A 12606-nucleotide genomic window follows, 5' to 3' on the forward strand; every position below is an offset into this window, starting at 1 on the left:
GGTAATGACTCCAACTTACTGATAGTGTTTTATGTTCAGATAATGCCCGATGACTTTGTCATGCAGCTCCACCGATTTTGAGAACGACAGTGACTTCCTGCCCAGCCTTGCCAGATGTTGCCTCAGATTCAGGTTATGCCGCTCAATGCGCTGCGTATATCGCTTGCTGATTACGTGCAGTTCTCCCTTCAGGCGTGATTCATAAAGCGGCCAGCCATCCGTCATCCATACCACGACCTCAAAGGTCGACAGCAGGCCCGGAAGACGCTCCAGCGTGGCCAGCGTGCGTTCACCGAATACGTGCGCCACAACCGTCCTCCGTATCCTGTCATACGCGTAAAACAACCAGCGCTGGCGTGATTTAGCACCGACGTAACCCCACTGTTCGTCCATTTCCGCGCAAACAATGACGTCACTGCCCGGTTGTATGCGTGAGTTTACCGACTGCGGCCTGAGTTTTTTAAGTGTCGTAAAATCGTGTTGAGGCCAACGCCCATAATGCGTGCACTGGCGCGACATCCGACGCCATTCATGGCCATATCAATAATTTTCTGGTGTGTACCGGGCTGAGAGGCGGTGTAAGTAAACTGTAGCTGCCATGTTTTACGGCAGTGAGAGCAGAGATAGCGCTGATGTCCGGCAGTACTTTTACCGTTACGCACCACGCCTTCAGTAGCTGAACAGGAGGGACAGCTGATAGAAACAGAAGCCACTGGAGCACCTCAAAAACACCATCATACACTAAATCAGTAAGTTGGCACCATTACCCGAATTACCAGCGTCTGCTCTTGGCACACAGCAGCCGTTAAGATGTAAGGCCTTACGCCAACTAAATCTAATGGGACAGATTTAGTTGGTGATGGTCAAGTAATCTGCAAACGGTCACCAAGTAAAATGCAAATGGGTAGTCAAGTCCGATGCAATTACGCAGCCCGGCAAGGTGGGCCGATTCCCATATCGACATGTATGTAGCTTGTGTTATCCGTGGATTGTGCAGCTCAGCGGGTCGCTGGTCGTATGGCGTAGTGTCCCCCGTAACCGGCCGCGTGCGGCCGCTAACGCGCAGTACGGCGCCGCGACCCGAAGGCGGGCCGCCGTTCCCGCGCGCAGGCGCGCGGCGCCCACTGCGCACCACCGTGGGGGACGTGCGGCAGCTGCGTGGCGGCGGGCTGGGTTATGGCTTTGCAGGGAGGGGCTGGGCCGGGCGATACGGTCAGCGTTGCGGTTTCCGGCGATTTGCGGCCGGTGCCCGTTTAAGTCCGGCGTGGTCGCCTTCCATGCCCTGACGGGCATAAGAAAATAAAACCGCCATGCTGCGGTCATTCATGATTTTGTGGTGTAGCGATAAATAGTCATGCGAGAAACGTTGAAGCGCTTAGCAACTGCACCAACTGTCATTTCAGGATCAGCAAGTAAGATTCTAATTTGTTTAACATCTTCTTCAGAAAGTGACGGTTTTCTCCCTCCCACACGGCCCCTTGCGCGTGCAGCTGCAAGGCCTGAGCGCGTTCTTTCAATATTGCGGTTGCGTTCAAAGCTAGAGAATATCGCCATCAGATGAGTATAGATTTCCCCTATAACTGGCGCATTTGTGTCTATTCTGTCCTTGATGGCTATGAAAGTTATTCCGCGTTTCTTCAGGTCGTCGAGTAAAGTAATGACTTGACCCAATGAACCGCCGAGCCGATCTAGTGCCCAAACTACTAGGGTATCTCCCTCGCGCAATGCTTTCAGGCAGTTCTCCAGTTCCGGCGCACCTTTTTTGTCGCGCTTGGGGCCGCTACGTGAGGTCTGATCCTGATAGATTTGCTCACATCCAGCTTTTGTTAGTTCGTCAACCTGGTGCGCCACATCCTGAAGATGCGTAGATTTACGTGCATAGCCGATTTTCATTCTTTTCTCGCTAATTAGTTATGGGGTTATTGTTATGTTGATACAGTAACGAGTTTTGTTACATGAGGGGAGTCATTTTTCGGGAGAAGTCAGGACTTTTCAAGACTGTCACAAAAACCATCGTTTTTGATACATTAATTTAACCAATAGGTTGCAGATCAAATCGTCTGTAACAGCCTTTCTGGCTGTTTGTATATAATCATGAAAAAATGGTGAGTAGAGTTTCAGGGTAACAGGGGATGCTTATGTCGGTTTTCCACAACTGGCTACTTGAGATCGCATGTGAGAATTACTTCGTCTACATCAAACGCCTTTCCGCCAACGATACCGGCGCAACAGGTGGTCACCAGGTAGGGCTTTATATCCCTTCAGGTATCGTTGAAAAACTCTTTCCGTCTATCAACCATACCCGTGAACTGAACCCTTCGGTTTTTCTCACCGCACATGTGTCATCGCATGATTGCCCTGACAGCGAAGCCCGGGCAATTTATTATAACAGCCGTCATTTTGGTAAAACCCGGAATGAAAAAAGGATTACCCGCTGGGGTAGAGGCAGCCCACTTCAGAATCCTGAAAATACAGGGGCTCTGACGCTCCTGGCTTTCAAGCTTGATGAGCAAGGGGGGGACTGTAAGGAAGTAAATATTTGGGTATGCGCCAGCACTGATGAAGAGGACGTCATTGAGACCGCTATTGGTGAAGTTATACCCGGAGCGCTTATATCCGGCCCCGCAGGACAGATTCTAGGCGGACTATCTCTACAGCAAGCGCCAGTAAATCATAAATATATTCTACCTGAAGACTGGCACCTGCGCTTTCCGTCGGGAAGTGAAATTATTCAGTATGCAGCCAGCCATTATGTGAAAAATTCCCTTGATCCGGATGAGCAACTTCTTGACCGCCGGCGCGTGGAGTACGACATATTTCTATTGGTTGAGGAACTGCATGTTCTGGATATCATCCGGAAAGGATTTGGCTCTGTGGATGAATTTATTGCGCTGGCCAATTCTGTCAGCAATCGCCGTAAATCCAGAGCCGGGAAGTCGCTGGAACTGCACCTGGAGCATCTATTCATTGAGCACGGCCTGCGACACTTTGCGACGCAGGCCATCACAGAAGGTAATAAAAAACCCGATTTCCTTTTCCCTTCCGCAGGGGCTTACCACGATACTGAGTTTCCCGTAGAAAATCTGCGCATGCTGGCAGTCAAGACTACCTGTAAGGATCGCTGGCGTCAGATACTGAATGAGGCCGATAAAATTCATCAGGTGCATCTGTTTACACTCCAAGAGGGAGTTTCTCTGGCTCAATATCGGGAGATGCGGGAGTCGGGTGTCAGATTGGTCGTGCCATCATCGCTGCACAAAAAATACCCGGAGGCGGTGAGAGCTGAGCTAATGACGCTAGGTGCGTTTATTGCTGAGCTGACAGGGCTTTACGCAGATATTCCATAGATTATCTCCCGGCATAAATACCGGGAGGAGCGATCAGATTCGTTCAACCTTGCACGAATCGGCATTAACCGCTTTCAGGATATAAGGTTCAAGCAGTTTGGCTACGGCTTCAAACACGGGCACCACTACGGAGTTACCGAACTGCCTGTACGACTGAGTGTCTGACACAGGAATGCGAAAAGGCCTGCCATCTACTTTTTCAAAACCCATAAGGCGCGCGCACTCTCGTGGAGTCAGCCTGCGGGGCCGATGCGCCTGATTTTCTTCGTTCGCGAAGTCTGTTTCACCTGTGGCCATATCCCAGCCACGGTCTATCAGAATTTCAGACCCGTCTTTGTGATAGCGAGCAGAAAGCGTACGGGCAATGCTTTCTTTATTTTCAGGATTAACGAGGCCAAAACCGAATCCGTTACCCTTAGCTGCGTGCTTTTTGGCGTAGTTATAGAGATACTCCCAGAGTTTCGGCGTCAGTATATATTTGCTGTCAACCACGGGTTCCAGCAGTTCGCCAAATGACGGACGCTGTTCCGGATAAAAACGACTAATATCGCGCAGGGTAAAGCCCTGGTGAATGTTCAGATCACGACGGAAACCGACCAAAACGATACGTTCTCGGTGCTGAGGTAAAAAGTGCTTTCCGTCGATAACTTTAGGATCGTTTTTGCCCATCTCAGCTGCATCCGCAACTTCATAGCCCAGTTCGTCGAGGGTATCCATGATGACTTTAAAGGTTTTACCCTTGTCATGGCTCTTCAGGTTTTTAACGTTTTCAAGAACAAAGATGGCAGGTTTTTTTGCGCGTATAATACGCGCCACATCGAAGAAAAGCGTTCCCTGAGCCTCACATTCGAAACCATGCGCGCGCCCGAGCGAGTTTTTCTTGCTTACGCCCGCAAGGCTGAACGGTTGACAGGGGAAACCTGCTAGAAGTACATCATGATCCGGCACATGCTCATTAATGTAAGCATAGGCATCGTTTTCAGGTACTTCAGGTTTATCACTGAGCGTGACTTCCCGAATATCGAGATTGAAAGTGTGTTCCTGAGCATCGTTAAACCAGTTAGCTTTATATGTGCGCACAGCCTCTTTATTCCATTCACTGGTAAAAACGCACTGGCCACCGATGGTTTCGAAGCCCTTCCGTATACCTCCAATCCCAGCAAACAGGTCAATAAACCGGAAGGCATAGTCAGGGTGATGTGCAGGCGCTTCCGGAAGCATTTTTCGTAGAAGTTCCTCTTCGGCTAACGTCAGCGTCTTAGGTGAGCACTTACCATTAATCCAGCGATTAAGAGTCTCGCGACTCCACTCATTTTTACCAACTTTTCTAAGCAGTTCAGCCACGTACTTCTGGTCATAGATTTCCAGCACCTGCCCGAGCAGCTTTTTATCATTTTCCTGTCGCAGTTGTTCTTCCGCTTCTGCTTTCTCAAGCAGATCCTGCGCCAGTAATTCAAATTCAGACATATTGCCTCCATTGGGTCTTATGGGTGAAACTGTATCACTCATTTGACCCAGATTGAATGTTTTTATCTGGATATTTAAACAGGTTTATTGTTAGGTAACGCACGTTGGCCACGCTGGAGCGTCTTCTGGGCCTGCTGTCGGCCTTTGAGGTCGTGGTATGGATGACGGATGGCTGGCCGCTGTATGAATCCCGCCTGAAGGGAAAGCTGCACGTTATCAGCAAGCGTTACACTCAGCGCATTGAGCGACATAACCTGAATCTGAGACAACATCTGGCAAGGCTGGGACGGAAGTCACTGTCGTTCTCAAAATCGGTGGAGCTGCATGACAAGGTCATCGGGCATTATCAGAACATAAAACACTATCAGTAAGTTGGAGTCATTACCTCCATCTCGATACCGGGGCAGGTGCGCTGTTACTTTTTGGTGCCGTACAGTTTGCGATGGTGATCCACGGATTATTTAAAGGGGAATCACTCTCCGTTACCGGCTCCTCATCGTGTATAACTCCTTTCTCTCTGGCCGTTTTGTCCTGTCAGGATGTCGTCAGAACCCGGCATAACACCCTGTGCCGGGAACACAAAAGGCACGGATGAACAGGTCGTGAATATTCTTAGTGAAGCCTGCTGATGACATGTCTGGCGACAAAAAAATGCCGCCCTTAAGGGGCGGCTTATGCCAGCGTCACGGGGTTATCGTCTGACCGCCATGATGCCCGCATCGACATCCCAGATAGCGCCCGTCACCCATGAGGTTTTGTCAGACAACAGGAAGAGAATAGTGTTTGCCACATCTTCGGCAGTTCCGACGCGTCCCAGCGGGTGGAAATCGTTCAGCGACTTCATAGCATCTGCGATATCCGCTTTGTCCATGAAGCCTTCGTATATCGGCGTATGAACAATCCCGGGAGACACCGCGTTGACACGAATACCCGCGCTGGCCAGCTCAATCGCCAGATTACGCGTCAGGGCATGCAGACCCGCTTTTGCCATTGAATAGGCCGAGGCCGGCGAGTCACCCAGTGCAGCCTGAGCACCAATCGAACCGACGTTGACGATAGACCCTTCGAGCTTCGCGGCGAGCATGTTCTTCACGACATCCTGTGTAATAAAGAACGTGGCTCGGTTCAGCGAAAGATACATGTCATAATCGGCAAAGCTGTGCTCGGTAAATCCTTTGGGCATGAAGATACCGGCGGCATTCACCATCAGGCTGATATCGCGATGGTGAGCATTAATTTCCTGACGGATAGTTTCCATACCTTCTTCGGTCATCAGGTTCGCCGCGATGACCGCAACCGGTCCCAGAGGGCTCAGTTCTTTTTGCACCGCTTCGGCTTTGTCTTTTTTATTCCCGGTCAGCACGACACTGCCGCCCGCTTCCAGTACCATGCGTGCCACGGCCAGGCCCATGCCGCTGGTACCGCCGACGACGAGCAGTTTTTTACCTTTGAAAAAAGTGTTCATTTTCTGACTCCATTACTGGTGGGTAAGACGTTGCCGGCAGCGTGAAACTGCCGGCGGTTGACGGATTAAATACTGCAGCCATCCGTTCCGCAGGTCTGACCCGCAGTGGCTGAAAATTCGGTTTGCTGTTCATCCCAGACCTGACGCAGGGCATTCAAAAAGTTATCTGCTGCCTGAGCCCCGCTGATGGCATATTTTTCGTTCATCACAAAAACCGGAACGCCGCTGAGGCCAATAGACTGTGCGTGGGCTTCATCGTCGGAAACGGTGGCGCGAAAATCGTCATTTTCCAGGGCGGCTTCAGCGTCAGCTTTCGGCATACCGGCTTCTACGGCCATGGCAACGAGCTGCTGACGGTCAAAGAGAGAGCGACCTTCGGTGATACTGCCATGATAAAAACGTTCTTCCACCGCGTCCGCAATTCCGGCCTTACGCGCGGCAACCAGCAGGGTGTGTGCATCTTCTGTATCACCAAACATCATGCCGTCGAAGTTGTAGATCAGACCTTCAGATTTACCGGCGGTGCCCACCTGATTCATCATCAGCTCCGCTGAATGCTGACTGCCCAGCTTTTTAACGATGGCATCCTTAAAAGGCATCGCGGGAGTACCACCGGCCAGACGGTAGCTGTGATGGCGGATCACCACCTGGTCGCGAAATTCAAAGCGATTCAGACCCTGTTCAAATCTTTTTTTAGCAATCCAGCACCACGGGCAGACCAAATCTGACCAGATATCGATGGTAAGGGTGGGTTTCAGCGTTTGCATAATGATTCCTCAAAGACGTTGGGCGGTCGGATCTCACTTATCAGAGAACCGCGACCGTATGGGATTTATTGCGCCTGCCAGACCGGGTAATCGGTATAGCCTTTTTCCGGGGAACCACTGACGCCGTAGTAGGTGGCGCGGTCACTTTCTGCCAGTGGCCAGCCGTTTTGCATTCTTTCAACCAGATCCGGGTTAGCGATGTAGGGCACACCAAATGCCACCAGATCCAGCTCATCATCTTCCAGAGCCTGCTCTGCGATATCACGGGTAAAACCGCCGGCAGCGATGATGGTGCCTTTAAACGTGTTGCGAAAACGGCGGCGGAAGCCTTCCGGAAGTGGCGCTTTGGTGTACACCGGCTGATAGTAAAGGTGTACGTAGGCCAGTTCCCGCTGACCGAGCGCGTCGGTGATGGCTGACCAGGTTTGCTCTTCACCTTCATACGGCGCGAGGTCATAAATGCGGCCGAACGGTGACAGGCGCACGGCAACGTGGCTGTTACCCACGGCTTCCGCCACGGCGTCAATGGTCTCCAGCAGGAAACGCTGACGATTTTCCACCGAGCCGCCGTATTCGTCGGTGCGGGTGTTCAGTTCGCTACTGAGGAACTGGTCAAAGATGAATCCGTTTGCCGCCATGATTTCCACGCCGTCAAAGCCGGCTTCCATCGCCAGGCGTGCGGAGTGCACGAAGTCTGCAGTGATGCGTTTAACTTCATGCGTTTCCAGCGCGCGTGGCTGGCTTGGTACAACCGGGCCCGGTTCTCCGGATTCGGTCAGCGCAAAAACGGTGGTATTGACCGCCTGAACGGTGCCCGCTGAAACCGGCGCTATGTGGCCTGGCTGAAGAGAGACGTGAGACATACGGCCGACGTGCCAGAGCTGCGCGAAAATACGGCCACCTTTGGCGTGAACCGCTTGTGTCACCTTACGCCAGCCCTGGACGTGTTCGTCGTTGTAGATACCAGGGGTATAAAGGTAACCCCGGCCTTCTTCTGAAACCGGCATCCCTTCGGTGATGAGCAGGCCAGCAGAAGCACGCTGTGCATAGTACAAAGCCACGACCTCATCCGGCACGTCATTCATGGTGCGGGTGCGGGTCATCGGTGCCATGACTACACGGTTTTTTAACGCCAGGCCAGACAGATTGTAGGGGGTGAAAAGCTTACTCATCGTATACCTCACAAAAAACAAAAAGGAGTATCCCGGCAGGGATTTGCACAGCCCGGCAGTATCATCGACTGGACGTCGCGCACTGGAGTTGCATAAACATCTGATGGGTGGCAATATACCAACCATCTAGTAGGTAGGTCAATGGCTGTGTTGTATTTTTTTGTCATAACGCAGCCATTTCTGAATTGTCACTCATTTTGCGAGGTCATCACCATGCGTACATTAACAGCTTATAACGAAGATAATTTCCGCCAGATAGAGCAGTACAACGGAATATCGGTGGTACGTTTCTCTGCACCCTGGTGTCCGCCCTGTCAGGCCAGCGAAGAAATGTTCAGTCAGTTTGCAGACCGGCTCGATAGAGATATTCAGGTGGGGAAAGTCAATGTAGATCAGGCGCCGGTGCTGACAACCAAATACGAGATCTGGGGGCTGCCGTCTGTGCTGATATTTCATGAAGGGCAATTAGTTAAACGCATACCGGGTGTGAAACCTGCATCGGTATATGCTCAGGCTATTGCGGACATAAAAAAAGGGCAGTAATGCCCTTTTAACGTGGAATTTATTAATGCTTAACCGCGTGCCTGACCGACGGCATCCAGAGTGCGGGCTGAATAAATGACCGCCGCGCCAGCGTTGAGGTTAATCGCCACGCCCAGCGCTTCAGCAATTTCAGCGTCGGTTGCACCGGCTTTCACAGCGGCGTCGGCGTGAAAAGCAATACAGCCGTCGCAGCGGGTTGTGACTGCGCACGCCAGGGCAATGAGTTCACGCACTTTTGCGCCCAAAAGGTCAGTTTTGTTACCTGCGTTGCCCAGGGCAACCACGCCTTTCATGGTCTCGGGGGTCAGTTTGCCCAACTCGCCTAAACGTTGCATTAACTCTGAGCGATAGTTGTTCCAGTCCAGCATAGTGTCATTCTCCTGAATGAGGGGTATTAAGAAGCAGTTTTATATACTTAAGGCTGTTGGCGAAGACTTCGGGTCTGGCCGTTGCATGCGCCACTACGCTTGAGCCTTCACAGACATTAATGATCATCAAAGCAATATCTGATGGTTCGGCATGGGATGAAAACTCACCTGACTCCATGCCCGCCCTGACGACTTTTGTGAGCCACTCGATTTGCATATCGAAATAAAGTGATGTCTGTACAGTAATTGCCTGAGGCAGATTGGCGGTCTCTGCTGACAACGCACAACACAGTGGCAGTAGCGAAGCTTTATGGCTTTGCGCGAAGATATCGATGTAAGCCGCAATTCTTCTCTCCGCGCTTTTCTCAGTCGCCTCTATCTGCTCAAATACGCGTTGTGTATCAGAGAACGCCTGTATTACCACCTGCTCACCCAGAATATCTTTGGTCGGGAAATGGTGATGAATACTGGCCTTGGTGATACCCACTATTTTTGATAAATCAGCATAGCTGAATGCTGAATACCCTTTTTCGCGCATCAGGTGTTCTGCTTCGCTGAGCAGCCGTTCCCGTGTCATGGTTGTCATAATTACTCCATATAATCTACTAGTTGATAGATTATATTGTTGCTATTTTTCCGTAGCAAGTTGTATCACTGACTCAGTATCGTGCAGAGCTGAACGTCACTGCCATCCTGCATTCTGAATGGCAGCATTACATCTCTGACATCACGCCAGGCGTGTAATCATTTCAACCGGATTAGCCAGAGTATCGTGGATTGGCGAATTCTTTTGCATTTCGCTGACCAGCGCTTCTAACTCCTCGCGACTGGCGGTCTTGCTCGTAAGGTGAACATCGACGCGAATAGATTTCGCACCTTTACGCACGTTGCTGTCCAGCCCAAGGAAGCCGTTGAGGTTGATATCGAAATTAAGATCCAGCTCGATACCGTCCAGGTCGATCCCTTTTTCAGCAGCCATCATGGTAAGGGTGGCGGTATAACAGCCAGCCAGCGCCTGCATGATGTATTCAGTCGGGCTCATGCCGGTATCGGTGCCGAGTAAACCTGCGGGTTCATCACCGATATTAGAAAATTTCCCCACACGGCTGGTATCGATAACGCCGTTCTGGATTGTGGCGCCGGTCTCTGTGCGAACGGTTAATCCGCCGCTGGAACGGGCTTTCATCTGGAAAGTCAGGTTACCCAGGCCAGGCTGGCTGCGAACTGCTTCACGGGTATTGTGGATCGCAGCTGCGTCTGCAGAAGGTTTAACGGTAGTAGACATAATGGCTCCTGTAATTTCTTGATAAAAGGTATAGCTGGTGTAATCAGCACCAACCATCTAGTTGGTAGATTAATATCGCGAACCTCTTTTGTCTACTCTTTTATAAAAAATAGGGGGAAAAGAACCCAGCAGGCTGTTTTATTTCATAATAACCATTTGATTTTTTTTATAATCTTCCCAGCCGCTCACTCTTGCAGCAATCCAGCCTTTACCCGAAGGATAGTCTGGCGGGTGGTATTAAATTCCCGGGCAATAGCACTGATACTGATGCCAGCATTTAGGCGCTCTGTCACTGTTTGCTTTTGTTCCTCGCTCAGGATGGGGGGGCGACCGAAGCGTTTTCCAGCCGCTTTTGCCCTCGCAATACCTGAATACGTTCGCTCAAGCAGCAAATCCCGCTCAAACTCCGCTACAGCAGAAATTACCTGCATAGTCATTTTTCCGGCCGGACTGGTCAAGTCAACGCCTCCGAGTGCGAGACAATGAACGCGAATATCTAAAGCCGCCAGTTGCTCTACTGTTTTTCGGATATCCATCGCATTACGACCCAGACGGTCAAGTTTGGTGACAATCAGTACATCCCCATTTTCCATGCGATCTAGCAACCGGATAAATCCGGGGCGTTCGCTGGCAGCAACCGAGCCACTGATATGCTCCTCAATAAGTCGTTGGGATCTGATGGCAAAACCCGCCGCTTCAATTTCACGACGCTGGTTTTCTGTGGTCTGTTCCAGAGTTGAGACCCTGCAGTAGGCAAAAACACGTGACATGGGAAACTTTCCGTACGAAATGGATGTCCGAATTATAACGTGTGTCCGAAATTAATTTCACTAAGTTTCGGACATGTGCTGTAAGTGGTGTACGAAACCGACCGGTTTCGGACGTTTAAGTCACATGCACGTTAACTGTCGGTATTCATCGCCTCACTAGTACTACTCTGCTAGTTCATCATGTTCTTCGAGAGCATATTCAAAATCGGCAACAAGCAAGAAATTTTCTATCCTATAAGCCTGATTTAACTTAATTCGTTGGTATCTTTCGTTCAATAATCGCCATGCTGTTTTCCGTAGTACCATCGGTACGGATTCATCTTTTAAAGTACGCATGAGCACAGAACAGGTTGTCAGAAAAGCAGCGTCCTTACGTTTTCGGTAATACGCATCAGTCGAACAAACCGCAATGATCTCGATTGATTCAGGGTGATGACAGATAGCATTAACCGTAGTTTGTTCATGTATCTGTACCTTGAGTTCAGCCTGAATTTTTGATTGATGATACATAGCCTTGAGATAGCTAAACATGATTTCCCCATCAAACAGTAAGTCGTGTCAATTCCTAGAGTTAACACATTTCTGATCATGACTCACACGTTACGTTCAGTCGGTAGCCATCTGTGCAAAAAATGCGCTTAGCGTAGGATAATTTCCTTTTTCCAAGCGGACCCCTAAGTGAACTGCAGTTGCCATGTTTTACGGCAGTGAGAGCAGAGATAGCGCTGATGTCCGGCAGTGCTTTTGCCGTTACGCACCACCCCGTCAGTAGCTGAACAGGAGGGACAGCTGATAGAAACAGAAGCCACTGGAGCACCTCAAAAACACCATCATACACTAAATCAGTAAGTTGGCAGCATCACCGGCGATTGTTACTCGTTTTGGACAAGTCAGCCTGAAGGAAAATCAGCGACGAACCGGCACTGATTATTTGCATCCTGAACGTCTGTCCTTACCTCTGACATTGCGACCATCCTTAAAGCCCGCTTTACGCAACATCAGACGTTAGTAAGTCATTCTCAATATTGCTCTAATCAAAGTGAATCCCCAGATCTGATGCAATTTATGCAAATCAAATGCTCCAGAAGACGGCTGGCAGACTATCAACAGGATATCTGTATGGCCACTCTTGCACTCTGCATTCCGATTGACGCCGCATCGTAAGTTGAAGTTTGCTAATCTTTGAGATGTAGTACCCTCTATACAGTGCGGATTTTAATTAATGGAATAAATGATTATGAGTGAAAATGATACAATCCAAAAGAAGTCTAAAAGCCAGATTAACAAAGCGGTATTCTTTACATCTGCTTTGTTAATTTTCCTTCTTGTCGCCTTTGCCGCTGTATTCCCGGATGTCGCCGACAAAAATTTTAAACTACTTCAGCAACAAATCTTCACGAATGCCAGCTGGTTCTACATCCT

The 12606-nt window shown here is 50.1% G+C and carries 14 protein-coding genes and 3 pseudogenes; 5 read left to right on the forward strand and 12 right to left on the reverse strand.

What is annotated here, in order from left to right:
* Positions 1–15 precede the first annotated feature (15 nt).
* Positions 16–713, reverse strand: a protein-coding gene (locus OGY37_RS12045) for an IS1 family transposase (protein WP_286620892.1) whose coding sequence is annotated in 2 segments (ribosomal slippage) — positions 16–464 and positions 464–713 — 699 coding nt in all. Because the reading frame shifts where the segments join, the coding sequence is not laid out codon by codon here.
* Positions 714–1323: 610 nt separating this feature from the next.
* A complete protein-coding gene (locus OGY37_RS12050) occupies positions 1324–1893 on the reverse strand; it encodes a recombinase family protein (protein WP_001749988.1) in 570 nt (189 codons plus the stop codon).
* A gap of 245 nt (positions 1894–2138) precedes the next feature.
* Between OGY37_RS12050 and OGY37_RS12055 the strand changes: the two genes are divergently transcribed.
* On the forward strand, positions 2139–3347 hold the full coding sequence (locus tag OGY37_RS12055) for a type II restriction endonuclease (protein WP_000110241.1): 1209 nt from the start codon (positions 2139–2141) through the stop codon (positions 3345–3347).
* 33 nt (positions 3348–3380) lie between these two features.
* On the opposite strand, the gene OGY37_RS12060 is transcribed toward OGY37_RS12055, so the two are convergent.
* Positions 3381–4814 carry a DNA cytosine methyltransferase gene (locus tag OGY37_RS12060; RefSeq protein ID WP_001288432.1) on the reverse strand — a complete coding sequence of 478 codons (1434 nt, stop codon included), beginning with the start codon at positions 4812–4814 and terminating at the stop codon, positions 3381–3383.
* A 98-nt stretch (positions 4815–4912) separates the two neighbouring features.
* On the opposite strand from OGY37_RS12060, the pseudogene OGY37_RS12065 reads away from it, so the two are divergent.
* Together OGY37_RS12065 and OGY37_RS23505 are read left to right on the forward strand one after the other, a co-directional pair.
* Positions 4913–5185, forward strand: a pseudogene (locus OGY37_RS12065) (IS1 family transposase); the annotation flags it as partial.
* 11 nt (positions 5186–5196) lie between these two features.
* Positions 5197–5295: pseudogene (locus OGY37_RS23505) on the forward strand (EamA family transporter); the annotation flags it as partial.
* A gap of 210 nt (positions 5296–5505) precedes the next feature.
* On the opposite strand, the gene OGY37_RS12070 reads toward OGY37_RS23505, so the two are convergent.
* The 3 genes from OGY37_RS12070 to OGY37_RS12080 form a co-directional block, all read right to left on the reverse strand.
* The gene (locus OGY37_RS12070; RefSeq protein ID WP_004729618.1) at positions 5506–6279 is read right to left on the reverse strand and encodes an SDR family NAD(P)-dependent oxidoreductase; all 774 of its coding nucleotides are present in this window, start codon (positions 6277–6279) and stop codon (positions 5506–5508) included.
* Positions 6280–6344: 65 nt separating this feature from the next.
* Positions 6345–7046 (reverse strand): DsbA family oxidoreductase, encoded by a 702-nt coding sequence (locus OGY37_RS12075; RefSeq protein WP_001194072.1) that lies wholly within the window; start codon positions 7044–7046, stop codon positions 6345–6347.
* A 65-nt stretch (positions 7047–7111) separates the two neighbouring features.
* Entirely contained in the window at positions 7112–8218 is a 1107-nt protein-coding gene (locus OGY37_RS12080) for an alkene reductase (protein WP_006687059.1), read from the reverse strand.
* Between the two features lie 213 nt (positions 8219–8431).
* On the opposite strand from OGY37_RS12080, the gene OGY37_RS12085 reads away from it, so the two are divergent.
* The gene (locus OGY37_RS12085) at positions 8432–8761 is read left to right on the forward strand and encodes a thioredoxin family protein (RefSeq protein ID WP_021242987.1); all 330 of its coding nucleotides are present in this window, start codon (positions 8432–8434) and stop codon (positions 8759–8761) included.
* A gap of 29 nt (positions 8762–8790) precedes the next feature.
* Here the strand turns inward: OGY37_RS12085 and OGY37_RS12090 are convergent, their stop codons facing one another.
* The 6 genes and pseudogenes from OGY37_RS12090 to OGY37_RS12115 all read right to left on the reverse strand — a co-directional run.
* Positions 8791–9129, reverse strand: coding sequence for a carboxymuconolactone decarboxylase family protein (locus OGY37_RS12090; RefSeq protein WP_000888080.1), 339 nt, complete (start codon positions 9127–9129; stop codon positions 8791–8793).
* A gap of 4 nt (positions 9130–9133) precedes the next feature.
* Complete coding sequence (locus tag OGY37_RS12095; protein ID WP_000210409.1) at positions 9134–9715, reverse strand: TetR/AcrR family transcriptional regulator; 582 nt, start codon at positions 9713–9715, stop codon at positions 9134–9136.
* Between the two features lie 141 nt (positions 9716–9856).
* Positions 9857–10414: an OsmC family protein gene (locus tag OGY37_RS12100; protein ID WP_000108589.1), complete on the reverse strand. Its 558-nt coding sequence runs from the start codon at positions 10412–10414 to the stop codon at positions 9857–9859.
* A gap of 185 nt (positions 10415–10599) precedes the next feature.
* Positions 10600–11184, reverse strand: coding sequence for a recombinase family protein (locus tag OGY37_RS12105; protein ID WP_012695450.1), 585 nt, complete (start codon positions 11182–11184; stop codon positions 10600–10602).
* A 162-nt stretch (positions 11185–11346) separates the two neighbouring features.
* Positions 11347–11715 (reverse strand): hypothetical protein, encoded by a 369-nt coding sequence (locus OGY37_RS12110; RefSeq protein WP_032677090.1) that lies wholly within the window; start codon positions 11713–11715, stop codon positions 11347–11349.
* A gap of 146 nt (positions 11716–11861) precedes the next feature.
* A pseudogene (locus tag OGY37_RS12115) lies at positions 11862–11993 on the reverse strand (IS1 family transposase); the annotation flags it as partial.
* 428 nt (positions 11994–12421) lie between these two features.
* Between OGY37_RS12115 and OGY37_RS12120 the strand changes: the two are divergent.
* The coding region (locus OGY37_RS12120) for a hypothetical protein (RefSeq protein ID WP_286620897.1) at positions 12422–12606 on the forward strand (185 nt) is incomplete at its 3' end.

The sequence above is a fragment of the Citrobacter sp. Cpo030 genome (assembly GCF_030333005.1).
GTDB classification, from domain to species: domain Bacteria; phylum Pseudomonadota; class Gammaproteobacteria; order Enterobacterales; family Enterobacteriaceae; genus Citrobacter; species Citrobacter portucalensis.

Coding starts and splice junctions, on each gene's coding strand:
- OGY37_RS12060 (WP_001288432.1), bottom strand. CDS start 4,814: ATGTCTGAATTTGAATTACTGGCGCAGGATCTGCTTGAGAAAGCAGAA.
- OGY37_RS12100 (WP_000108589.1), bottom strand. CDS start 10,414: ATGTCTACTACCGTTAAACCTTCTGCAGACGCAGCTGCGATCCACAAT.
- OGY37_RS12080 (WP_006687059.1), bottom strand. CDS start 8,218: ATGAGTAAGCTTTTCACCCCCTACAATCTGTCTGGCCTGGCGTTAAAA.
- OGY37_RS12070 (WP_004729618.1), bottom strand. CDS start 6,279: ATGAACACTTTTTTCAAAGGTAAAAAACTGCTCGTCGTCGGCGGTACC.
- OGY37_RS12050 (WP_001749988.1), bottom strand. CDS start 1,893: ATGAAAATCGGCTATGCACGTAAATCTACGCATCTTCAGGATGTGGCG.
- OGY37_RS12110 (WP_032677090.1), bottom strand. CDS start 11,715: ATGTTTAGCTATCTCAAGGCTATGTATCATCAATCAAAAATTCAGGCT.
- OGY37_RS12090 (WP_000888080.1), bottom strand. CDS start 9,129: ATGCTGGACTGGAACAACTATCGCTCAGAGTTAATGCAACGTTTAGGC.
- OGY37_RS12095 (WP_000210409.1), bottom strand. CDS start 9,715: ATGACAACCATGACACGGGAACGGCTGCTCAGCGAAGCAGAACACCTG.
- OGY37_RS12085 (WP_021242987.1), top strand. CDS start 8,432: ATGCGTACATTAACAGCTTATAACGAAGATAATTTCCGCCAGATAGAG.
- OGY37_RS12055 (WP_000110241.1), top strand. CDS start 2,139: ATGTCGGTTTTCCACAACTGGCTACTTGAGATCGCATGTGAGAATTAC.
- OGY37_RS12105 (WP_012695450.1), bottom strand. CDS start 11,184: ATGTCACGTGTTTTTGCCTACTGCAGGGTCTCAACTCTGGAACAGACC.
- OGY37_RS12075 (WP_001194072.1), bottom strand. CDS start 7,046: ATGCAAACGCTGAAACCCACCCTTACCATCGATATCTGGTCAGATTTG.